Genomic DNA, 21,464 nt, shown 5'->3' on the forward strand with positions numbered 1-21,464 from the left:
GGTCAACGCCTTCGCGATCACCTTCGCTGACCGCTGGCCCAACGCCCAAACCTACTGAGAGAAACCGCCGGAAACACCGTTAGCGAGATAGTCCCTCGACACCGAGTGAGCTCGCTGGTTGCGCGTACGGACGGTCAGTGGAGTTCGCCGGTTTGGTGAAGGTGATCGAAGATGAGTTGATCGACGGGCGAGACACGGATCCGGTCGGCATAGGTAAGCCAGACGACTTCGTCGATTTCGCTGTTGGGGGTTGGTGTTCCGTGATGGTCGGCGGTGTAGCAGATCATCTGGACGATGACGCCGCCCGGGTGGCCGTGGGCTTGAGCACGGAAGGTGCCCAGATGGGTGACGGTGGCGGGAACAATGGTGATGGCGAGTTCTTCAGTGATCTCCCGCGCGAGGGTGTCGAGATCGGTTTCGCCGGGTTCGCGTTTACCACCGGGGATGTAGTAGACGTCCTTGCCGTGTGAGCGGGTACTGAGGATCTTGCCGTGTTCCAGGCAGATCCAGGCGATCTTGTCGATAAGGGTGCTCATCGTGGTGTCCTCGTCGATGGTGACTGCGTGATTTAGACACTCTGCCAGTGTCACTCGGTAGTCGAGGTCAGAGCAGTTGGTCGGTTGATCACGGGGAACTGGTGCTGGTATCGGCCGAGAGCAGTAGCATCAGTTCCCCGTGATCACTTGTCCAGTTGGTATGGGGAGTTCAGCCGAGACGGCGCCGGTTGCCTCAGTGCAGGTTTGCATTGTTGAACAGTGATTCGGCCTCGATTATCGACTGCGCCAAGAACTTTGGGTCTGGGGTGAGGCCGCTGATGATTGTGTCGACATCGCGTAGGCTTGCTCGTTGGAGCATTCGCTTTTCGTTGGTGGTCCATTCGCCGCGGGCAGCCAGGATTGCGTGGGCTGTTTGCATTGCGGCGATGGCGAGGGTTCCTGCTACCTCGGTGGCTTGGCCGCGTTTGGCATGCGCGGATTTGGCGTATTGCAGGGTCATGGCTGCGCGGCTCTGCCAGATCGGTGGTGCCGTTTTGCGTAGCGCCTCGGGGAAGGTGGGGTTGGGGAGGGTGCCGTGGAGGACCTGGTTTATGGCTAGTTCGGCGACTACCAGGTAGCTGGGGATGCCTGCTAGGTGGAACATCAGTGGTTCCCAGTGGAATCGGCCTTGTTGGGATTCGGCGAGTTCGTGTTCGACTACGTTGAGGTCGCGGTAGTGGACGTCGACTTTGCGGTTGTCGATGGTGAACCAGGCTCCGCCGTTGAAGACTCCGCCGCCCCAGCCGCCCAGGTCGGAAATCTCGCCGGGCCAGCCTATTTCGCGTAAGGCGTTGGGGTCGAAGGTTTCTCGGTAGTAGATGGCGAGGTCCCAGTCGCTGTCGGGGGTGTGGGTGCCTTGGGCGCGTGAGCCGCCGAGGGTGACGGCTTGGACGCCGGGGAGGGCGGCCAACCGGTCGGTGACGTGCTGGAGGAAGGTGTCGTCGGGCATGCGGGTCCTAGGTCGCAGGAGTGATGACGGATACGGGCAGCACCGCCGGGCGCTGAAACCCTCAGTGGGGCAGCGTGGTACGGCGGGCGCACGCGGTATCGGTCATCACTCCATGGCAAGGATAGTACCGAGCGGCGGCGGCGAACTCGACCTATTTTTCGGTGGGTTTGGGGCGGGCGCGCAGGTGTGCGCGTTCGCCCTGTTTGCCGAAAAGGCTGAGGAACTCGACGGATTCGGCGGTGGCGGCGCCGAACCAGTGCGGGACCCTGGTGTCGAATTCGGCGGCCTCGCCGGGGTTGAGCACCATGTCGCGTTCGCCGAGCACGAGCCGTAGTTTGCCGTTGAGGACGTAGAGCCACTCGTAGCCCTCGTGGGTTTGCGGCGACGGATCCTTGCGGCTGGAGTCGGCAGGCAGCACCATCTTGAAGGCTTGGATGCCGCCCGCTCGGCGCGTGAGCGGGAGGATGGTCATGCCGTGGGCGGTCATCGGGCGCAGGTGGATGCGCGGGTCGCCGGTTTGCGGGGCGTCGACGAGTTCGTCGAGCGTGACGCCGTGCGCTCGGGCCAGCGGGAGCAGTTGCTCGAGGGTTGGGCGTCGGCCGCCGGATTCCAGGCGAGACAGGGTGCTCACCGAGATGCCGGTGGCGGCCGACAGGGCGGTCAGGGTGGTTTCGCGCTGTCGGCGCAGCGCGCGCAGGCGAGGCCCGACCGCGTCGAGCGCCTGATCGAGATCGTCATCCATGACAACAGTTTGCCAGATCGGCAACAAAGATTGCGCATATGCCTGGCTTGGTCGCATGGTGGTCGCGGAGGTGGTCATGGTGACTGAACAGCTGAAAAACAGCTATGACGTGGTGGTGGTCGGCGGCGGCGCGGCCGGACTGAGCGGCGCGTTGATGCTCGGACGGGCGCGACGGTCGGTGGTGGTGATCGACGCGGGTACGCCGCGCAACGCACCGGCCGCGGGCGTGCACGGACTGCTCGGCCGGGAGGGGATGGCTCCGGGTGAGTTGCTGGAACTCGGTCGTGCGGAGGTGCGCGGGTATGGCGGCCACGTGGTCACCGGCGAAGTCGACACCGTGTCCCGCACCGACGACGGATTCGCGGTGACACTGTCCGACGGCCGGACGGTCAGCGCGCGGCGACTACTGGTGACCACCGGTCTGGTCGACGAGCTACCGGAAATACCGGGCCTGCGGGATCGCTGGGGACACGACGTCCTGCACTGCCCGTACTGCCACGGCTGGGAGGTCCGTGACCAGGCCATCGGCGTGCTCGGCACCGGGCCGATGTCGGTGCACCAAGCGTTGCTGTTCCGTCAGTGGAGCGACGACATCACACTCTTCCTGCACACCATGCCGTCGCCGACGGAGGACGAGTTCGAGCAGCTCGCCGCCCGTGGCATCACCGTGGTGAAAGGTGAAGTGGCCTCGTTGGAGATCACCGATGACCGCCTGACAGGCGTGCGCCTGAGCGATGACACGGTGGTCCGCCGCGAAGCGGTGGCGGTCATGAGCCGAATGGTGGCGCGCACCGATTTCCTTGCAGGACTTGGACTACGGCCCGAACAGCACGTGTCGGGTCTCGGCGAGCACATCCCGGCCGACCCGACCGGCCGCACCGAGGTACCCGGCGTGTGGGTCGCAGGCAACGTCACCGATCTGTCCGCTCAGGTCGGCGGTGCCGCCGCGGCAGGCGCTTTCGCGGCAGCACAGATCAACGCCGACCTGGTCACCGAGGAGACCCGCCGCGCGGTGGAGGCCTACCGGAACACGTTCTCTGCCGAAAATGAGGCGCGGGTCAGCGAATTGGTATCGGCCGACCGTCGGCACGGCATGTAAACCACGAGAGGGCTTCGGCCGTCTGTGCGCCGTGCGGCATCCACAGCCGCCGTCATCGACGGCCGGAACCCCACCTCGATGTCTGTGTCTCAGCCCACCCAGGTCACGCTAACCACGACCACGCGGCGATCCTGCTCCAATACGACGTACACGACTAGGCCCTCACTGCCCTGGCCGAAGGCCATGCGGCGCATGCCGCTGTCCGGATTATCGTCCCGGTAAGGCGGACCCTCCCACGGTGTCAACTCCAGGAACGAGATGAGCTCGGCGAAATGCATCAATGCTTCGACCGGCAGACCGTCGACTTGCGCGTACCGGTGATGTTGCGGCCGAAGCGGCACGCCTGGTCATCTGGGGAGGACGACTCCGTCGGTGAGAACGCCTCGCCTGCCGCGATCACACGCAGACGAGCGGTTGGCTGAGTGCGGGATCACCTCTCGGGCAACGGAATCAGCTCGAGGTGCTCGGCCACCTTGGGTGTGCTGCACGCACTCCGACCGGCCACCAGATTCACCCCGCCACCGTGCGAAACCAGGAATCTGCCACACACGCAGCGCAAATAGCGCACCGCCCCATGCGAAGAGACAAGCATCGGCGATGGCCAGGAGCAGGAGGGGCAGGCGGCGGACATGGGAGCTAAGCCTGGGCAGTGAGCGGAGGTATTGCAATCTTCGCTGCGGCGTGGCGACCGATCGGTATGAAAACTATTCTGCAAACAAGATATTCACCGATGTTCCAGATGTTTTCTTACACTCGGTCCGACGGCTACTGCGCGCCAGTGAATTCTGTGATTCACCGAATCCGGGCTGGCTCCTCGAGGTGTTCGACGGTAGCGGGGACGAGGCGGCGGGCGAAGGGGTTCCACCAGTTGGCGGGGCCCATGAGTTTGACGAGGGCGGGGACTAGGAGCATGCGGACGAGGGTGGCGTCGATCAGCAGGGCGATGATCATGCCTAGGCCGAGGAAGCGCATGGGGGTCAAGGGGGAGAGGGTGAAGGCGCCGGTGACTATGACCAGGAGGATGGCGGCGGCGGTGATGACGCGGGCGGTTTTGAGGGTGCCGATGCGGACGGCGGCGGCGGTGTCGGCGCCGGAGTTGTGGGCTTCGACCATGCGGGAGAGGAGGAAGACCTCGTAGTCGGTGGAGAGGCCGAAGACCACGGCGATGATCAGGACGAGCATGCCTGCGGCGAGGGGGCCGGGGCTGATGCCGAGCGCGCCTGCCAGGTGACCGTCGTTGAAGATCCAGGTGAGCACGCCGAAGGTGGCGGCGAGGCTCAGGAAGGCCATCAGTACGGCCTTGAGTGGCAACACGATCGATCGGAACGCCGCGAAAAGCAGTAGCACGGTCGCGGTGATCATGACGAGGATCATCCAGGGCATCGCGCGCACGATGGAGTGGACGCTGTCGACGGTGGCCGCCGTGTCGCCGCCGATCCGCAGGACCGTGCCGTCGGGGGGAGTGAGGGCGCGGATGTCTTTCACTGTGGCCGAGGCGTTTTCGCTGCGGTCGGTGGCAGTGAGGAAGGCGTGGAAGACCACGAAATCATCGGCGCGACCCACCTGGAGCACCTGTCGAACGCCGTCGACATGACTGAGAGCGGTGCTCGCGGCATCGACCGTGGCCGACTGTGGCGGCCCGTCGATCCCCTGTAGCACCGCGGTCACACCACTGCTCGCCGCAGGGAACCCGGCGGTGAGTTCCTCTACGGTGGTGCGCATTTCGTTGCCTGCAGGCAAGGCGCGATGGTCGATATCGCCGAGCTTGGCGCCGGTGAGCGGCAAGGCGAGCAACACCAGCACCGCGCCGACCACGATGGTGACCAGGCCCGGTCTGCGCAACACTGAATCCACCACGCGACCCCAGAACTGCTCGGTCCGATCCTTGGTGCCCGCCTTGCCGATTCGCGCCCCGAACAGCGCGAGCATGGCGGGCAGCACGGTGAGCGAGAGTCCGGCGGCGAGCGCGACCGCGGCGATCGCGCCGAAACCCAGCGACCGCAGCACGGCCTGCGGGAACACGAAAGTGCCCGCGAACGCGCAGATCAGCAGTAGCGCGGAGAAGGCGACGGTCCTGCCGGCGGTGGCGCAGGTGCGTTCGATGGCGGACTCGACGTCGCGCCCGCCCGCGAGCTCCTCGCGGAAGCGGGTCACCAGGAACAGCCCGTAGTCGATCGCCATGCCGAGCCCCAGCAGCGAGGCGATGTTCACCGCGAACGTGCTCACCTCGGTGAATTCGGTGAGCACCCGGATCGTGCCCATCGCGCCGAGCACCGCGAGCACCCCGACCGCCACCGGCATCGACGCCGCGACCAGGCCGCCGAACACCAGCACCAGGATCAGCAAAGTGAGTGGCAGCGAGATGGATTCGGCCCGCACCAGATCGTGCTGCGACTGACCGTTGATCTGCGTCGCGAGCGCGCTGTAACCGGACAGTTTGGTGTCGATGCCCGGAACCTTCAGTGCCGCTTCGATATCCGGGTAGGCGGTGACGCGTCGATTGTCGTCACCCGCGAGGAACACCGTCGCCAGCGCCTGCCGGTTGTCGGCGGACTTCAGGAACTGCTTACGCGGCGGCACGCTGTTCCAATAGGTTTCGATCGGACGTTGCAGCAACTTCGGATCGATCGTGGCCAGCGACTGCTGCACCCGAGGACCGATATCGTCGAGAGTCTGCCCGTCCGGCGCGGTGTACAGCGCGACGGCGTCGGGTGTCTGCGGGCCGAAATGGTCGCGAACCAGCTGATCGACCGCCGCCGACTCACTGTGCGGGTCATTGAATCCGGCCGCGCTGACCTTGTCCGCGGTATGCATGCCGAGCAACCCGAACAGCAGCATCACCCCGACGACGACGGCGAGTACCGTGCGCGGCCGGGCGATGACGAACCGTGCCCAGCCGGTCATCGCACTGGCGAATCATGCGGCGCGAGATCGGCTTCCAGCGTTGCCGCGATCTTGTCGAGCAGCGCCTCGAGCCTCGGCTCGATGCCCGCGCCGTTGCGGCAGGACACGGTCAGCTCGATCTTCCCGCGCGATTCCAGCATGCCGAACAGCAGCGGCATCGCCCCGCTGTGCTGTGGCAGCACCCGCATCGTGCTCGGCGTCCAGCCGGGCACCGCGAGCTCGTCGAGGTCGAACTTGCCCATGTGCGAAACGGTGGCGGACACCATGTTCCGGTTGTGCCTGGCACCGAGCCAGTTGCTCAGTCGCACCACGGCGCGGATGGCGGCGGCCGGAAACTTCGACAGGCCGCCATTGTCCAGCTGATTCAGTTCGGTCTTCTGCTGCAGTCCGGTGCGCATCCGGGCGCTGATCGTTTCCCAGCTGTCGCCCGGATCGACGTCGAGAAAAAGTGGCAGCGCGAGGTTTCCGGTCGACCGCAGCGCCGGATCGTGCCTGCGCAGGTCGACCGGAACCATGAAGCGCGACTTCACCCCGGCCTCGTCGGCCAGGATCGCCGAGACCCGCGCCACCATGCCCTTGCCGGTCGCGTGAATAGTCCGGTGCCGCAACAACCATCGCGAAGCCGTCGGATCCTGGCGACCACGCCCGGTTGCCGCCCGATAGGTCGGCAGTACCAGCGTCTGCTTGCCCGGTGCACCCACCTGCGCCACCAATTCGACGTCGGAGATAGGGTCCGGCGCCCCGACCGGAGCCACCCCGCGCAGCGCGCGGAGCACGTCGTCTACCCACATTCGCATGCCCATCCCGTCCATCACTCCGTGGAAGACACGGAATACGACGGTGGTTTGTTCACCGGTCAGCAGCAGCACCTCGGTGGTCCGGTCGGGTGTCGGCCCGATCGGACTGTTCAGCACCGCATCGTCTTCCAGCGTGGCGTAGTCGAGCGTCCACCCCGGCACCACCCGAACCTTGGCCGAGATACCGCTGTCCACCCAATAGTTGCCGTCGCGGACCAGCCGCGCACCGGGATTCGCCGCCGACGCCACGTCCACCGCCCGCTGCACGACGTCCGGGTCGAGGATGCCGACGCCGTGCACGACCATGTGCATCAGGAACGGCGGCGACACCTCCCTGGTGAAGAAGTACAGGCGCTCCGTGGGCGAGATCTTCCGACGGAAGACGGTGTCGTTGGTCATGATGGCCTCCGGTGACGGCTGGGGAGTTTCAGCGCAAATTTCGGGTGAGCTCGACTGCGCCGCCCTGGGTTTCGAGCCACGCGAGAAAAGTGGCCAGCCCGCTGTCCCGGTCCACGACCGGGGCGTAGCCGAAATCGCGACTGGCAGCGGTGGTGTCGTAGGTCGCGCTGCGCGTCATCAGCGCAACGGCATAGCGGGACAGCGGTGGCGACCAACGCGTCGCAACAGCCGGTATCCGCCAAATGGTTTCGATGACATTGACTACGGCGTTGATCACCTTGGGGTTCGGTTTCCTGCTCGGCGGTGCGTAACCGAGACCAGTTGCCACCGAACCGAGGAACTCCCAGACATTGGTCTTCTCGGCATCGGCGACGAAATAAGCCTTGCCGCCCACCGCATCCGAGGCCGCCGCTTTGACGCACGCCTCGACAATGTTGTCGACATGGCACAGCGAGGCGTACACGGTGCGACCGAAGGAGATGTCCGGCAGCGTCCCGGTACCGGTCTTGCCGAGCAACCGCACGATCGGACCGGACCGGTCGCCCGCGCCCCAGATCGCCCGTGGCCGCAGCGCGCAGGTGGTGAATCCCTCGGTGTTCGCGGCCAATACGGCGCGTTCGGCCGCGGCCTTGGTCTCCGAGTACAGGTTCAGATAGCGCCGCGGGTAGGGGACCGACTCGTCGACGTCGAGCTGATCGCCGCCGTCGTAGTCCATCAACGCGCTGGGGCTGGAGATGAAGACGAACCGGGACGCACCACCGCGCCGCGCCGCCTCCAGGAGCCGCTCGGTCGCTCGAACGTTCTCGTCCCAGAACTGTTCCCGCGTCCCGCGCTCGTCCACCCGTGCGGCACTGTGGAACACGATGTCGACGCCGTTGGTCGCGGCGACCAACGAGGCCGGATCGGTGAGATCGCCGTAAACCAGCTGTACTCGATCGACGTCCGTGCCGAGGTCGGCCAGCTTGCTGCTGCGCCGCACCAGAATCGACACATCGTGCTCGCCGTGGCGGACCAGCCTGCGCACCAGCGCGCCACCGAGAAACCCGGACGCACCGGTCACCAATACCTTGGTCATGACTGCGCCTCGCTGGCGCTCGGCTCCGTCATGCCCAAATGGGGCCGGTGTTGTCGATTCGCTCGCTGCCGCTCGCTCATTGTGTCTCCTGCGTTCGCCACCAGGTCATTCCGAAGATCTGCGTCAATACAGCCGTCTCGACGGGGGAGCGCCCCGACCCCTCGGCCGCCCGCAGCGCGGGCCGGATCTGCGCCGCGTGCACCACGACGCTGAGGAACGCATCGATCCACCACGCGGCGCGCAGCACTCGACTGTCGGGCACCCGATCCGTCGCGACCGCGGCGACCCCGCCGGCCAGGTACAGCCAACCGAGCACCGGAATCGCTCGCAGCGCCGTCGTTTTCGCGTTCACGCGGGCGATCCGATCTGCTTGGCCGCCCACTGCGACAGTTGCTCCCGGCCGATCTTGGCGTTGTGCCGGATGTCGACCGGGAACCCTGGGTGCACCAGGAAGTCCGCGATCGCGCTGGTGAGTTCGTGCTCCGCCCCGCGGGCCCGCAGCGCGGCCCCGACCGCCACGCTGTCGGCCTCGGACTTCACTTCGAAGCACAGCACGGGCCGCTGCGCACCGCGCGCACCGACACCGACCAGCGCCGTACGGGCAACGCCCGCAACGGTATTGAAGATCTGTTCCACCTGGACCGTGAACATCGGCCCGTCGGCGGTGTCCACCCGCTGACTCTTCCGCCCGCAGAACCAGATTCGGCCCTCGTCATCGATCCACGCGAGATCGCCGGTGCGATGCCAGATCCGGTCACCGTCGACGATCTTGCCCTGTCGATTCGCCTCTTCCGGCCAGTAGTAATGCGTGCTGACATTCGGCCCCGCGACGACGAGTTCGCCGATACCACGCGAGCTTTCGAACCCACCGGCCAGCTCGTCGACCCGCGCCCAGCTCGGGATCGGCTCATCGGTGATCGCGATGATCCTGGCCTCGATCTTGTCGGCGGGACGGCCGATGCAAGTGCCCTCGCCTTGATGCGTCCGCTCCACCAAACCGCCGAACAGCTCCCGAGATTCGATGAGTGACATCGGCAAAGCCTCGGTGGACCCGTACCCGGCGAAGATCTGCACGTCCTCGGCCAGCACTTCACGCAGTCCGGCGATGCACCAGTCCGGCACCGGCGCGCCACCGGAGTAGATGCTGGCCAACGTCTTCAGCTCCACCGGCTGCTGTTCGAGATGACGCAGCAACGGAATCAACAAGGCGGGCGAGGCGAACATCGTCCGCACTCCGAACTTCTCGATCGCGTGCGCGACATGCGCCGGATCGGTGGAGCCGACCTTGCTCGGGATCAACGGCGGTAGCACGCACCGCGATCCGAGCAGCAGATCGAGAATCCCGACCAGCGGCAACGTGATCAGCGACGTCTCCGGCGCCACCTCGCCGCGCGCGGTGTGCACCTGGTCGATCATCGACGCCAGATTGCCGTGGGTCAGCTCGACCGCCTTGGCGGGTCCGGTACTGCCGGTGGTGAATCCGATGACGAGCACATCATCCGGTTCGGCAGGCACCCGCTCGGGGGCGCCGCCGGACGGCGTGGTGCCCCACGCCGCCAGCCGCTCGCCCCGCCAGAACCAGCGCTTGCCGACGGTCACCGTGGTGCGCACCTTGCGGAAGCTGCGCCGGAACAACACCCGCACGGCATGCGCGGGCGGGATACCGATGAACGCTTCCGCCTCGACCGCGCGCAGGCAGTGCACCATCTTGCGCAGCCCCATGCCCGGGTCGATCACCACGGGCACGGCACCGATCTTCAACAGCGCGAACAGAATTGCGTAGAGCTCGGGGCTGGGCAGCACGAGCACGATGGTGCGCGTGCCCCCGCCGACGCCCGACGCGGTCAGCCGCTCGGCGATGGTCTCGGACCAGTCGTCGAGCTCGCGGTAGGTGACGTGCCGATAGGACGGCAGGCCGGCGGACGTCGTCCCGTCGGGGTAGATGACCGCCTCTCGATCCGGTTCCGTGCGCGCGAACGCACGGAACCGGTCGATGGCCGCCCAGTAGGTCGCCGAGGTCACGCAGCCGCCCCGGCGAACGCGGGCAACCGGTACAGCACCGCCGCCGCGGACGGGCCCGCGCCCGCCGCTACGAACAGCACGTGCGTGAAATCTTTCAGGGTGTCCGCGATGACGGCCCGGTCGTAGGCCTGCGGCAGCGACGCGGTGTGTGGGTCGCCGTCGGTCAGGTCCGGCGTCCGTACCGAATCCTGGGCGATGCCAAGGACATCCGCGAGCTGCCTGGGGAACTCCGCGGTCGGCGTCGACGCGATGAGCGCCGTGCCCGTCAGGTCGCCGTGTCCGGCGAGCGCGGCTTGCGCGGCATCGGTCGCCACACTGAGCAGTCGATCCGCGAAATCCGGCTCGCGATCGACGGTCATCAGACCGCGCCCGACGCTGCCCATGGTGGACAGGTCGACATACGCCTCGATCGCGGGGGTGCCCGCGCCGTTGACCGTGTGTACCCGGCCGAAGCCGTCCGGCTCGTCGGTGTGCTCGAGCAGCAGCGCGGCTCCCGAAGTGGCGTAAGGGAAGTCGTCGGTGGCGGCCGTGCGGGTCATCGACGGATGGCCGTCACCGGACACGATCAGCACGTGCTCGGCGCTGCCGGTTTCCAGTAGGGAGGTGGCGACGCCGACGGCGTTGAGCACGCCGGTCGCGCCGTTCATCAGGTCGAACGAGAAGGTCCGCGGGTCGTCCTTCGCGTATTCCAGGCCGATGCCCGCCGCCTTCTGAATCAGTGCGGAGACTGCCGGTTCGACGGTGTTCGAGTCGCGGAAGACACCGGCGTTGATCAGCACGCCGACCTGGTCGGGACGGACTCCGGCCCGCTCGAGGCTCTGCTTCGCGGCCCGGCCGCTGTTCTCCACACTGCTTTGCGTTTCGCGGCTGATGCCGACGGATTTGATGCGCACGCCCATGGCTGACCTCAGACCTTCAGAGACGAGATGGTGGTGGACAGGAAGCCGGTCACGATGCCGGAGGCGGCCGGAATCATCAGCAGCTTCGAGCCCGCCGGGATGTTCTGGTCGCTGAGCTGATCGTGCAGGACGATGAAATGCGAAGTGGTGGAGGTGTTTCCGTACTTCTCGATGACCCGCAGATCCGGCGGCATCGGGGTGCCGAATTCGCGCTCGCAGATGGCATTCATCCACGGGATCGCGGCCGCGCCGAACTGATGGTGGATGACGTAGTCGAACTTCTCGTCGGCGAAGGTGCGGCCCTGTGCCTCGAGGTAGTTGATCTGGCTGTTGGTGCCCAAAAGGAAGCGGTCTTCGTTGTGCATTTTGCGGTTGTCGGTGTATAGCGCAACACCCTGGCTCTTGTCGCTGGGCATGCCAAGGCACAGCTGCGAGTACTCCGCGGCCGTCATCATCTCGATGTAGTGGATCTTGTCGTTGTCGTCGACCGCCTCGTCGAGCACGACCGCGGCGCCCGAGTCGCCCACCGACAGCGACGCGAACTGCAGATCGTATTTCTCGGAAATCTCGGCCACCGCGGTGTCGGCGATCGGAGTAATGGCCTCACCGCTGACCACCATGCCGTTGCGCACCGCACCGGAGCGGATCATCCGGTCGAGAATGTAAGTGCCGGTCAGCATTCCGGCGCAGGCGTTCGACACGTCGAACGTAATGGCGTGCTTCGCGCCAATAAGACGACTTATCGAACCCGCGAAGGACGGCTCCATGTACATGCGGGTGGCGTGGTTGCTCCGCGTGATGGAGGTGGAGATGATCACGTCGAGCTCGGCTGCTTCGTACCTCGACCTGGACAGACAGTCCTCGGCGGCCTTCATGGCGATCGCGAAGGAGTCCTCGTAGCTGTCCGGGTTGGTGTCGTGCACCCGGCGTTCCTTCACTCCGGTAATTTTTTCGAGATCGAAAGACGGTGGTTCCTTCAGCCGCGAGAGCAGCTCCTTGGTTGTGACGATATTCGAAGGCAGATAGGCGCCGATGGATTCGAATCGAGAATGCGACACTCGCGCTCCTGGAAATCGTGGAAAGAAAACGGTTCCGGATCGTCTCTGATCGTCGGTGCGACGGACACTACCCGACGGTAACTACGAATGCCTATGACCCGGATCGGGGGGTGAGAGGCGTTGTAGAAGTACATGTTCCGTGAAGTATCACTAACTGGTGATCGACTGGCTATGGCGGGGTGCCGGCGTCCGATCGGGCCGAATATTGCGGGTCGCCAATGGTTTTCAGGTCTGGTGGACGAGCGCGACACGGTGTTGTGTATCTCCGCGCCACCGGAAGCGAGCGAACGCTCAGCTAACATGCTGTCTCGGCGGAATAGTGAGTGGTGTGCCATGGCGATGTGAGTGACTTCACTGCGAAGTGTGCAATTGGATACCGTTCGGTCTCGCCCGGAGTGTCGTTGTCGTACAACGCTTAACTACGTTGCGGCCGAACGGAATCCACGCAAAGCGGTCAGCGGCAATGTGGGAGAAACATCCCACGATTTATCCGGCTGCGCCGGACCGACTGTCTGGGTCGTAGGCTGAGAACGCACGCCGCCTAACCCGAGGAGAGAGCGATGACAACCGTTGCTGAGCACATCGATGTGCTCATCGTCGGCGCCGGACTGTCCGGCATCGGCGCGGCCTATCATCTGCAGCGGGCGTTCCCGCGGCGGACCTACGCGATCCTGGAGGGCCGCGAATCGCTCGGCGGCACCTGGGATCTGTTCCGCTATCCCGGAATTCGCTCCGACTCCGACATGTACACCCTCGGCTACCGGTTCAAGCCGTGGCTGGGTGACAAGTCGATCGCCGACGGTGGCGCCATCCTCGACTATCTGCGCGACACCGCCGCGGAAAACGGTATCGACCGGCACATCCGCTTCCAGCATCGGGTGCGCGACGCCGAATGGTCCACCGCGGACAACCGCTGGACCGTGCGGGCCGAGCGCGTCGACACCGGCGAAACCGTCACGCTGACCGCCGATTTCCTGCTGTCCTGCGCGGGCTACTTCCGCTACGACGAGCCTTACGTCCCGGATTTCGTGGGCGCCGAGCGCTTCGCCGGACCCGTTGTGCACCCGCAGTTCTGGCCCGCGGACCTGGACTACGCGAACAAGAAGGTGGTGCTGATCGGCAGCGGCGCCACCGCCGTCACGCTCGGCCCCTCGCTCACCGAGCAGGGCGCGCACGTGACCATGCTGCAGCGCAGCCCGAGCTACGTCGTCTCCAGGCCCGCCAGGGACAGCTTCGCGATGAAGGTGCGTCGCTACCTGCCGCCGCGCGCGGCCTACGCGGTGGTCCGGGCCAAGAACGTGGCCTTCTCGACGACGATGTATGAACTGAGCCAACGGTATCCGGCCTGGATGCGCGAACGCATCCGCGGCCTGCAGGAGCGCTGGCTGCCGCCGGGCTACGACATCGACACGCATTTCACGCCCAGCTACAACCCGTGGGATCAGCGACTCTGCCTGGCTCCCAACAACGATTTCTTCCGCGCCATTCGCAAGGGCAAGCTGGAGATCGTCACCGATCGGATCGAGACGTTCACCGAGACCGGCCTGCGGCTGGTGTCCGGCGCGACGCTGGACGCCGACATCATCATCACCGCAACGGGATTGAACCTGGTCGCCTTCGGCGGCATGGACCTCGTGGTGGACGGGCGGCCGGTGCCACCGTCGGACAGCATGGCCTACAAGGCGATGATGCTGTCGGACGTGCCGAACTTCGCCTACACCTTCGGCTATACCAACGCCTCGTGGACGCTGAAGGCGGATCTGGTGTCCGAGCACGTGGTTCGGTTGCTGCGGCACATGGACGCACGCGGCTACGCGCGCTGCACGCCCGTGCGTGATCCGTCGGTCGGCACCGAATCGTTGTTCCTGAACTTCAATCCCGGCTATGTGCAGCGCTCCGCGAGCCAGTTCCCGATTCAAGGCGATCGGGCACCATGGCGGCTACGGATGAACTATCTGCGCGACCTGTTCACGCTGCGGCACGGATCGGTCACCAACGCTGCGCTGAGTTTCGAGCGGGCGGATCGGCCTGCGCCGGTGGCGGCGCGGGACTAGGCCTCGGTGATCACCGAAGAACGGGCCCGGGCAATCTGTTCCAGCACGGTCGCGGTGTGTTCGTCGAATCGTGCACGGGAGACCGGGATCTCGCCGTCCAGCCAGGGCCGGTAGAGATAGGCCAGTGCGCCGAAGATGGCGCTGGCGTTGAGTGCGTAGTCGTGTTCGTCGGGTGCGGAAGTCGAGTAATCTCCGGCGCTGATCGTCAATGCGATCGGCGCCGTGAATAAGCCGATGAGTTCGTTGGCGCGCGGCATCAGCACCGGGGTGGCTTGCGATTCGATGAACATGATCCGGCCGCGGCGGCGGTCTTCGGTGAGGTAGTCGGTGAAGATGGCGACCATGTGCCGGAACATGGCGTCGCGTTCGATGGGCGCGGTGGGTAGCGCGTCGAGTAGTCGGTCGCGCGCGCCGAGCACGACGGTGTCGAGCACGGTCGTGAGCAGCGCGTCCAGATTCGCGAAGCTCTCGTAGAAGTAGCGCTCGGTCAGCCCGGCCTGCCTGCACACGCCGCGCATGGACGTCTCGGCGGCACCGACGGTGGCCATCAGTTCGGTGCACGCCTCGATCAACTGCTCGCGGCGGCCGGCGACCCGATCGGCGGGTGACTGTCCGCGCCAGCGGCGCATACCGGGGATGGACCCGTCGTCGTCGGCGACCATGGCGTCATCCTCTCACAGTCACATTGTTGACATCGAATGATGTTGACAGCACCCGATGTCATCAATAGATTTGCCTGGATGCCAGCGCTTTCCAGGCCAGGCGTGTCGGGCTTCGCCGTTCAGAGATGGGGGATGCGCGGGTGTTCACCGAAGGCAATACGGCGCAACTGCTTTCGCAGCCGGTCCGGCACACCGGATACGACTTCGCGGTCGCCATCGATCGGATCGAGGCGGAGGCCGACGGGGTGGTCAGCTTGACCCTGACAGATCCGGACGGTGGGCCGTTGCCTGCCTGGACGCCGGGTGCGCACCTGGACGTTCTGCTCCCCTCGGGACGTCAGCGGCAGTACTCGTTGAACAGCGATCCGGCCGATCGTCGCCAATATCGAATTGCCGTGCGCTACATCGCCGATGGCGGCGGCGGATCGCGAGAGATCCACGAGCAGCTGCGCGTCGGCGATCGGCTGTCGGTGCGCGGGCCGCGCAACGCGTTCGCGTTCATCGAGGCGCCGCAGTACCTGTTCGTCGCCGGCGGCATCGGGATCACGCCGATCCTGCCGATGGTCGTCGCGGCCGAGCGAGCCGGAACACCGTGGCGGCTCATGTATTTCGGCCGTTCGCGGGCGCGGATGCCGTTCCTGTGCGAGCTGGCGCTGCTGATCGGCGGCGATGTGGTGGTGCGCCCGGACGACGAGTTCGGTGTGCCGAACCCGCGGATGATCTTCGAGCAGACCTCGACCGGCGCGGCGGTATATGTCTGCGGCCCACCACCGTTGGCCGAGGCGGCGCGCGCGGTGTTATCGCTGCACGACCCGACGGCCTCGCTGCACACCGAACGGTTCTCGCCGTTGCCGGTGCGCGATGGCCCACCGTTACTCGAAGTGGACCTGTGAACTCGGCGACCAACGTCGCTCGCCGAGTTCGCGGGGCCGGCTAGTCGCTGGCCCACCAAGTTCGCACACCTGCCCGAGTCTTCACACACCCACCATGCGTCGGATGGGGTGTGATGGGCGGAGCAGGTGTGCGAATTTGGATCATGGACCGGGGAAGATGCCGGGCAGCTGCATCGCGTATTCGAGATCGGTGCGGGTGCCGAGGGTGGTCAGCAGCACGCGGATCATCGTAAGTCGTCCGGCGGCAACGGTTTCCGGGTCCGGCTCGGCACCGGGCGCGGTGCCCGCGGAGATCCGATAGACCACGTACTCGCAGACGTGCAGTGCCGCATCGAGATCCAGCGGACTCGGCACCGGGCGGCCCAGTTCGGTGAACGTCGCACGCACCAGCGCGCGGATATCGTCCAGCGCGCGTTCCCGATACGCCGACACCGGCGAGCCCGGATCGTGCAGTTCGGCGAACAGCGGGCGCAGCATCGCGCCATGGCCACCGGCCCAGGCCAAATAGGCGTCGATGAGCCGAATGCCCAGCTCGACGGGCTCGTCGGTACCGGTCAGTGCCACCCGAATGCCGTCAACCAGGCCGTCGTTCGAGGTGTTGAGCAAGACGTGCAGCGGCTCGGTGGCATTGCCGAAATACCGATAGAAGGTGGGCCGGGCCAGACCGGCCTGCTCGATGATCTGCGCGACGCTCAACCCGCGGGACCCGTTGCGGGTGAACACCTCCGCGGTGGCGAGCACGATCCGAGCGCGGACCTCCTCGGCCTGCTCCTGCGTCTGCGGCGGTCTACCGCGCCGGGTCGTCGCCTCGGTCATCGGGTCTCGGAGAAGACATGGTGCTGCCTCACAGCGAGCAGCCTGTCATGTCTGTGTTCCATGACGATGAGCTTGACACGAGGCGTGGCACGCCTATTAATCTAACACTAGTGTTCAGTTAAAGATGCGCACCCAACGAGAGGGCCGACATGACGACCGCCTCCCAGCTCGCCGCGGCAGACGCGTTGCCATCGTCGCTGGTCCAGCCACTGCTCGACCGGGCAGTCGCGGGCGGCGCGCCCGCGGTCGAGGTCTTCGCGCCCGCCACCGGACGCAAGATCGCTGACCTGCCGCAGTCGTCGGTCGCCGATATCGACCGGGCCTTCGCGACCGCCCGCACCGTGCAGCACGAGTGGGCCCGCCGCCCGATCCGTGAGCGCGCCGCCGTGCTGCGCCGCTTCCACGACCTCGTGCTCGCCGAGCAGGACACCATCCTCGACATCGTGCAGACCGAGACCGGCAAGTCGCGCGCGCACGGCTTCGACGAGGTCGGCGACGTCGCGGTCAACGCCAGGTACTACGCGCAGGTCGCCGCCAAACTGCTCGCCACCCGCAAGCCGCGCGGCGTGCTGCCGTTGCTCACCCAGGTCGACGTGCGGCACCGGCCGAAGGGCGTCGTCGCGGTGATCTCGCCGTGGAACTATCCCCTCGCGCTGGCCGCCTCCGACGCCCTGCCCGCCCTGGTCGCGGGCAACGCGGTGGTGGCGCGACCGGACAACCAGACCGCGCTCACCGCACTCTGGGCGATCGACGCCGCCGAACGCGCCGGCCTGCCGAAGGGACTGTGGCAGGCGGTGCTCGGGCGCGGCTCGGTGATCGGCCACGAGGTGATCGCGCGCGCGGACTACGTCGACTACACCGGTTCCAGCGCGACCGGCCGCACCATCGCGCAACAGGCGGGGGAGCGGCTCATCGGCTACTCGCTCGAACTCGGCGGCAAGAACCCCCTGGTCGTCCTCGCCGACGCCGACGTGTCCCGCGCCGCCAAGATCGCCATCCGCGCCTGCTTCGCCTCGGCCGGGCAGCTGTGCGAATCCATGGAGCGAATCTATGTGCACGACAAGGTGTATGACCAGTTCGTCGCCGAATTCATCGAGCACGTCAAGGGAATCGAACTCGGCGGCGGCCTGAACTACGACAACGACATGGGCTCGCTGACCTTCCCGCGCCAATTGGCCACGGTCCGTTCACATGTCGACGACGCGGTGGCCAAGGGCGCCACGGTGCTGGCCGGCGGCAAGCACCGCCCCGACCTCGGCCCGTACTTCTACGAGCCGACGGTGCTGAGCGGCGTGCGGCCCGGCATGACCGTGTATCGCGAGGAAACCTTCGGTCCGGTCGTCTCGATCTACCGGGTCGGCAGCGACGACGAGGCGGTCGAGCAGGCCAACGACACCGCGTACGGCCTCAACGCCAGCGTCTGGACCAAGGACATCGGCCGCGGTCGCGAGGTCGCGGCGCGGATCAACGCCGGTTCGGTGAACGTGAACGAGGGCTTCATCGCGGCCTGGGGCAGCGCCGACGCGCCGTCCGGCGGGCTCGGCATCTCCGGCACCGGGCGCAGGCACGGCGCGGAGGGGCTGCTGAAATACATCGACACCCAGACCATCGCGGTGCAGCGGATGCTGCCGATCGCGCCGCTGCCCGGCATGTCCGAGGAGCTGTGGGCCAAGACCATGACCTTCTACTTCGGTGTCATGAAAACACTGCGCCAGAAGTAACTTTCAGCGGAATCGACAGGGATAGGGACGGATGAGACTCGACACGGTCGCAGGCAAGAAGGTGCTCGTCACGGGCGCCGCGATGGGCCTCGGCAAGCTGTTCGCCGAGCGGGCGGTGCGCGAGGGCGCGGCCGCGGTGGTGCTGTGGGACATCAACGAGGTCGCGCTGAAGGAGACCGCCAATGAGCTCACCGGGCTCGGCGGCACCATCCACCACTTCGTGGTCGACGTGTCCGCGCCGGACGCCATCGCCGAGGCGGCGGAGTCGGTGCGTGCCGAGGTCGGCGGCATCGACATCCTGGTCAACAACGCGGGCATCGTCCGGGGCAACAACTACTTCTGGGACACCGAGAATCGCGCCGACATCGAGAAGACGATGGCGATCAACGCGCACGCCCCGATGTACGTCACCCTCGAATTCCTGCCCGCGATGGTGGCCGGTTCGACCGAGGCGCGCGTGCTGACCATCGCGTCTTCGGCTGGGCTGGTGTCGAATCCGCGGATGAGCGTCTACGCGGCCTCCAAGTGGGCGGCGCTCGGCTGGTCCGACTCGGTGCGCATCGAGTTGGAGCAGGCGGGCCACGAGCACGTCAAGGTCACCACGGTGTGCCCGACCTATATCAACACCGGAATGTTCGACGGCGCAAAGGGATTCCTGTTCACGCCGATCCTGGAGCAGGACGAGGTGGTCGACACCTCGTGGCGGGCGATGAAGCAAGGCAACCCGCTGGTGATCCTGCCGTGGACCTCGCGCCTCAACAAGGCGCTGTCCGGCATCCTGCCCATCAAGTTGCGCGACCTGTTCCTCAACACGGTCGGCGTCTACCACTCGATGGACGAATTCACCGGGCGCAAGAAGTAGGGACTACCTCGCCGGTCTGGTGCCGATGACGACGGTGGCGTAGTCCTCGTCCGATTCGGCGACCCGGCCCGCGAGACCGTGCTCGGCAAGCACTTCGACGGCCACGGGTGCCTGTGCCTCGCTGGATTCGATCAGTAGATGACCGCCAGGCGCGAGCCAGGACCGGGCGTGCTCGGCGACACGGCGGAAGATGTCCAGGCCGTCGGGGCCGCCGTCGAGGGCGGTGCGCGGTTCGTGATCGCGGGCCTCCGGCGGCAGCTGCGCGATCTTGCCGGACGGGACGTACGGGGTGTTGGCGAGCAGGATGTCGATGCAGCCGCGCAGTTCCTCGGGCAGCGGTTCGAACAGGTCACCCCGGTAGACCGGGGCACCGATCGGGGTGAGGTTGCGGCGGGCGCAGTCGACGGCGACCGGGTCGATGTCGGCGGCGGCGAGGGTCACCGGGGTGTGCTCGGCGGCCAACATGGTGGCCAGCGCCAGACCCAATGCGCCTGAGCCACAACATAAATCGACTACCACCAGGTGACGGCTGCGGGCGCGGGCCAAGTCGGCCGCCGTCTCGACGAGGAACGCGGAACGTTGGCGCGGCACGAAAACGCCAGGCGCTACCGCGACGCGCAGGCCGTGGAATTCGGCCCAGCCGAGCAGATATTCGAGGGGCGTGCCAGCGACCCGCTGCGCTATCAGCGCGTCGAGCTCGGCGTCGGTGGCCGCGGCGGCGATGAGCAGGCGGGCCTCGTCCTCGGCGAAGACACAACCCGCCGCGCGTAAGGCCGCCACCACCTCGGTACTACCTGCCATCACCCGGACATCCTGCCGTGCGTGGCCGTGCTCGAGCCACCGAATTTTCCCGTGACGTCGATCTCGACGGCCCGCGCACCCGGGATCCACCGTGTCGGGCGGATCCCGGGTGACAGCGCCGACCTCAGCGCGAAGTGTCCAACTCGAACGTGCGGGTGGCGTCGAGGTAGATGCCGCGCTGGGACTGCCGAGCCGGCGGCGGCAGCTGGGAGACCAGCTGTTCCAGCGAGGTGGTCGCGCCGACCACCTGGGTGCCCGCCACGATGAAGTCGGCGACGGCGCGCCGAATGTGGTTGGGCGAGGTGACCACCACCGCGCTGGTCGCGCCGACATCACGCAGCAGCTTGGTGCTGAACAGGGCGTTCTGCACGGTCGACCCGGCCCGGCCCTCGACGTGGATCCGGTTCGGCGGCACGCCGTGGCCGATCAGCCAGCCTGCCATCGCGTCCGCCTCGGTGAGGCCGTTCTGCGGGTTGCCGCCGGTCACCACGATGGGCGACAGCGGCGCGGCGATCGACTGCAGCCAGGCCGCGGTCAACCGGTTCACCAGCTCGGGACGCAGCGCGCCGTCGGGCAGCAGGCCGTAGCCGAGGACGACGATGCCGGTCTGCGGGCCGATGAGCGCGGGTAGCGGATTCGGCAGCGTGCCGACGGCCGCGCCGATGGCGTTGAGCACGTTGGTGGTGCCCGCGGCCATGCCGGGGTCGACGACGTTGAGCCGGGCCATCGCGTCGGCGAGTGCGGGCAGGTCGCCTGCGTAATGCGACCAGATCGCCTGCAGCGAGAGGGCGTCGGCGTCGGCGGGGTCGGCGCCGATCAGGTTGCGCAGGTCGGCGCGGCCCGCGACGTCGTTGCCGTCGGTGAAGTTGCGCTGGGCGGAGTTGTACAGGTTGTCGGTCTCACTGGCATAGGCCGGGACGCCGGCTAGGCCGGTGACGATGACGGCCGCGAACAGGGACGCGGCTAGATGTTTCCAGTGCCTCGATATCTTCACTTCAGTCGACACCTTTCCGCGAAATGCTGTTGGCAAGCTGGGTGCTCGGCAAAAACTCGGGTAGGGCACGTGCTGGCAGTTAGCCGTGGGCAAGCATGATCACGATACGGCGACGTGATCTGGAAATCGCGTATTTGCCGGGCGGATTCTGCGGCTTATTTCGGGCATCGGGGCAAACCGG

General features: G+C 66.5%; 20 protein-coding genes. 5 read left to right on the forward strand and 15 right to left on the reverse strand.

Annotation, left to right across the window (positions count from 1 at the left end):
• Positions 1-134: 134 nt before the first annotated feature.
• The 3 genes from ACIBK2_RS44900 to ACIBK2_RS44910 form a co-directional block, all read right to left on the reverse strand.
• Complete coding sequence (locus ACIBK2_RS44900; RefSeq protein WP_396977255.1) at positions 135-536, reverse strand: NUDIX domain-containing protein; 402 nt, start codon at positions 534-536, stop codon at positions 135-137.
• Positions 537-729: 193 nt separating this feature from the next.
• A complete protein-coding gene (locus ACIBK2_RS44905; RefSeq protein ID WP_396977257.1) occupies positions 730-1,485 on the reverse strand; it encodes a nucleotidyltransferase domain-containing protein in 756 nt (251 codons plus the stop codon).
• A gap of 151 nt (positions 1,486-1,636) precedes the next feature.
• On the reverse strand, positions 1,637-2,227 hold the full coding sequence (locus tag ACIBK2_RS44910; RefSeq protein ID WP_396977259.1) for a helix-turn-helix domain-containing protein: 591 nt from the start codon (positions 2,225-2,227) through the stop codon (positions 1,637-1,639).
• 76 nt (positions 2,228-2,303) lie between these two features.
• Here ACIBK2_RS44910 and ACIBK2_RS44915 point away from each other — a divergent pair, with 76 nt between their 5' ends.
• A complete protein-coding gene (locus ACIBK2_RS44915; RefSeq protein ID WP_396977261.1) occupies positions 2,304-3,326 on the forward strand; it encodes an NAD(P)/FAD-dependent oxidoreductase in 1,023 nt (340 codons plus the stop codon).
• Positions 3,327-3,415: 89 nt separating this feature from the next.
• Here the strand turns inward: ACIBK2_RS44915 and ACIBK2_RS44920 are convergent, their stop codons facing one another.
• From ACIBK2_RS44920 to ACIBK2_RS44955, 8 genes are all read right to left on the reverse strand, one after another.
• Positions 3,416-3,667 (reverse strand): hypothetical protein, encoded by a 252-nt coding sequence (locus tag ACIBK2_RS44920; protein WP_396977263.1) that lies wholly within the window; start codon positions 3,665-3,667, stop codon positions 3,416-3,418.
• Between the two features lie 451 nt (positions 3,668-4,118).
• The gene (locus tag ACIBK2_RS44925) at positions 4,119-6,230 is read right to left on the reverse strand and encodes an MMPL family transporter (RefSeq protein ID WP_396977265.1); all 2,112 of its coding nucleotides are present in this window, start codon (positions 6,228-6,230) and stop codon (positions 4,119-4,121) included.
• A complete protein-coding gene (locus tag ACIBK2_RS44930) occupies positions 6,227-7,426 on the reverse strand; it encodes a peptide synthetase (RefSeq protein ID WP_396977267.1) in 1,200 nt (399 codons plus the stop codon). The genes ACIBK2_RS44925 and ACIBK2_RS44930 overlap by 4 nt, the downstream gene beginning before the upstream one ends.
• Before the next feature lie 28 nt (positions 7,427-7,454).
• The gene (locus ACIBK2_RS44935; protein ID WP_396977269.1) at positions 7,455-8,501 is read right to left on the reverse strand and encodes an NAD-dependent epimerase/dehydratase family protein; all 1,047 of its coding nucleotides are present in this window, start codon (positions 8,499-8,501) and stop codon (positions 7,455-7,457) included.
• Positions 8,502-8,577: 76 nt separating this feature from the next.
• Positions 8,578-8,853 carry a hypothetical protein gene (locus ACIBK2_RS44940; protein ID WP_396977271.1) on the reverse strand — a complete coding sequence of 92 codons (276 nt, stop codon included), beginning with the start codon at positions 8,851-8,853 and terminating at the stop codon, positions 8,578-8,580.
• Positions 8,850-10,523: a fatty acid CoA ligase family protein gene (locus tag ACIBK2_RS44945; RefSeq protein ID WP_396977273.1), complete on the reverse strand. Its 1,674-nt coding sequence runs from the start codon at positions 10,521-10,523 to the stop codon at positions 8,850-8,852. Before ACIBK2_RS44945 ends, ACIBK2_RS44940 begins: the two co-directional genes overlap by 4 nt.
• Entirely contained in the window at positions 10,520-11,422 is a 903-nt protein-coding gene (locus ACIBK2_RS44950) for a hypothetical protein (protein WP_396977275.1), read from the reverse strand. Before ACIBK2_RS44950 ends, ACIBK2_RS44945 begins: the two co-directional genes overlap by 4 nt.
• 8 nt (positions 11,423-11,430) lie before the next feature.
• Positions 11,431-12,480 carry a 3-oxoacyl-ACP synthase III family protein gene (locus ACIBK2_RS44955; protein ID WP_396977277.1) on the reverse strand — a complete coding sequence of 350 codons (1,050 nt, stop codon included), beginning with the start codon at positions 12,478-12,480 and terminating at the stop codon, positions 11,431-11,433.
• 560 nt (positions 12,481-13,040) lie between these two features.
• Here ACIBK2_RS44955 and ACIBK2_RS44960 point away from each other — a divergent pair.
• On the forward strand, positions 13,041-14,534 hold the full coding sequence (locus ACIBK2_RS44960; protein ID WP_396977279.1) for a flavin-containing monooxygenase: 1,494 nt from the start codon (positions 13,041-13,043) through the stop codon (positions 14,532-14,534).
• On the opposite strand, the gene ACIBK2_RS44965 is transcribed toward ACIBK2_RS44960, so the two are convergent.
• A complete protein-coding gene (locus ACIBK2_RS44965; protein ID WP_396977281.1) occupies positions 14,531-15,196 on the reverse strand; it encodes a TetR/AcrR family transcriptional regulator in 666 nt (221 codons plus the stop codon). The genes ACIBK2_RS44960 and ACIBK2_RS44965 overlap by 4 nt on opposite strands.
• 125 nt (positions 15,197-15,321) lie before the next feature.
• Here ACIBK2_RS44965 and ACIBK2_RS44970 point away from each other — a divergent pair, with 125 nt between their 5' ends.
• Positions 15,322-16,089: a ferredoxin reductase gene (locus ACIBK2_RS44970; protein WP_396977283.1), complete on the forward strand. Its 768-nt coding sequence runs from the start codon at positions 15,322-15,324 to the stop codon at positions 16,087-16,089.
• 141 nt (positions 16,090-16,230) lie between these two features.
• Here the strand turns inward: ACIBK2_RS44970 and ACIBK2_RS44975 are convergent, their stop codons facing one another.
• Entirely contained in the window at positions 16,231-16,905 is a 675-nt protein-coding gene (locus tag ACIBK2_RS44975) for a TetR/AcrR family transcriptional regulator (RefSeq protein WP_396977285.1), read from the reverse strand.
• Positions 16,906-17,054: 149 nt separating this feature from the next.
• On the opposite strand from ACIBK2_RS44975, the gene ACIBK2_RS44980 reads away from it, so the two are divergent.
• Together ACIBK2_RS44980 and ACIBK2_RS44985 are read left to right on the forward strand one after the other, a co-directional pair.
• A complete protein-coding gene (locus tag ACIBK2_RS44980; RefSeq protein ID WP_396977287.1) occupies positions 17,055-18,626 on the forward strand; it encodes a succinic semialdehyde dehydrogenase in 1,572 nt (523 codons plus the stop codon).
• Between the two features lie 31 nt (positions 18,627-18,657).
• On the forward strand, positions 18,658-19,488 hold the full coding sequence (locus ACIBK2_RS44985; protein ID WP_396977289.1) for an SDR family oxidoreductase: 831 nt from the start codon (positions 18,658-18,660) through the stop codon (positions 19,486-19,488).
• A gap of 3 nt (positions 19,489-19,491) precedes the next feature.
• On the opposite strand, the gene ACIBK2_RS44990 is transcribed toward ACIBK2_RS44985, so the two are convergent.
• On the reverse strand, positions 19,492-20,289 hold the full coding sequence (locus tag ACIBK2_RS44990) for a putative protein N(5)-glutamine methyltransferase (RefSeq protein ID WP_396977290.1): 798 nt from the start codon (positions 20,287-20,289) through the stop codon (positions 19,492-19,494).
• Between the two features lie 124 nt (positions 20,290-20,413).
• Entirely contained in the window at positions 20,414-21,283 is an 870-nt protein-coding gene (locus ACIBK2_RS44995; protein ID WP_396977292.1) for a YdcF family protein, read from the reverse strand.
• Positions 21,284-21,464 lie beyond the last annotated feature (181 nt).

This window comes from Nocardia sp. NPDC050175 (genome assembly GCF_044459885.1).
In the GTDB taxonomy this organism is placed as follows: domain Bacteria; phylum Actinomycetota; class Actinomycetes; order Mycobacteriales; family Mycobacteriaceae; genus Nocardia.

Coding starts and splice junctions, on each gene's coding strand:
- ACIBK2_RS44900 (WP_396977255.1), bottom strand. CDS start 536: ATGAGCACCCTTATCGACAAGATCGCCTGGATCTGCCTGGAACACGGC.
- ACIBK2_RS44905 (WP_396977257.1), bottom strand. CDS start 1,485: ATGCCCGACGACACCTTCCTCCAGCACGTCACCGACCGGTTGGCCGCC.
- ACIBK2_RS44910 (WP_396977259.1), bottom strand. CDS start 2,227: ATGGATGACGATCTCGATCAGGCGCTCGACGCGGTCGGGCCTCGCCTG.
- ACIBK2_RS44915 (WP_396977261.1), top strand. CDS start 2,304: ATGGTGACTGAACAGCTGAAAAACAGCTATGACGTGGTGGTGGTCGGC.
- ACIBK2_RS44925 (WP_396977265.1), bottom strand. CDS start 6,230: ATGACCGGCTGGGCACGGTTCGTCATCGCCCGGCCGCGCACGGTACTC.
- ACIBK2_RS44930 (WP_396977267.1), bottom strand. CDS start 7,426: ATGACCAACGACACCGTCTTCCGTCGGAAGATCTCGCCCACGGAGCGC.
- ACIBK2_RS44935 (WP_396977269.1), bottom strand. CDS start 8,501: ATGACCAAGGTATTGGTGACCGGTGCGTCCGGGTTTCTCGGTGGCGCG.
- ACIBK2_RS44950 (WP_396977275.1), bottom strand. CDS start 11,422: ATGGGCGTGCGCATCAAATCCGTCGGCATCAGCCGCGAAACGCAAAGC.
- ACIBK2_RS44960 (WP_396977279.1), top strand. CDS start 13,041: ATGACAACCGTTGCTGAGCACATCGATGTGCTCATCGTCGGCGCCGGA.
- ACIBK2_RS44965 (WP_396977281.1), bottom strand. CDS start 15,196: ATGGTCGCCGACGACGACGGGTCCATCCCCGGTATGCGCCGCTGGCGC.
- ACIBK2_RS44970 (WP_396977283.1), top strand. CDS start 15,322: ATGGGGGATGCGCGGGTGTTCACCGAAGGCAATACGGCGCAACTGCTT.
- ACIBK2_RS44975 (WP_396977285.1), bottom strand. CDS start 16,905: ATGACCGAGGCGACGACCCGGCGCGGTAGACCGCCGCAGACGCAGGAG.
- ACIBK2_RS44980 (WP_396977287.1), top strand. CDS start 17,055: ATGACGACCGCCTCCCAGCTCGCCGCGGCAGACGCGTTGCCATCGTCG.
- ACIBK2_RS44985 (WP_396977289.1), top strand. CDS start 18,658: ATGAGACTCGACACGGTCGCAGGCAAGAAGGTGCTCGTCACGGGCGCC.
- ACIBK2_RS44990 (WP_396977290.1), bottom strand. CDS start 20,289: ATGGCAGGTAGTACCGAGGTGGTGGCGGCCTTACGCGCGGCGGGTTGT.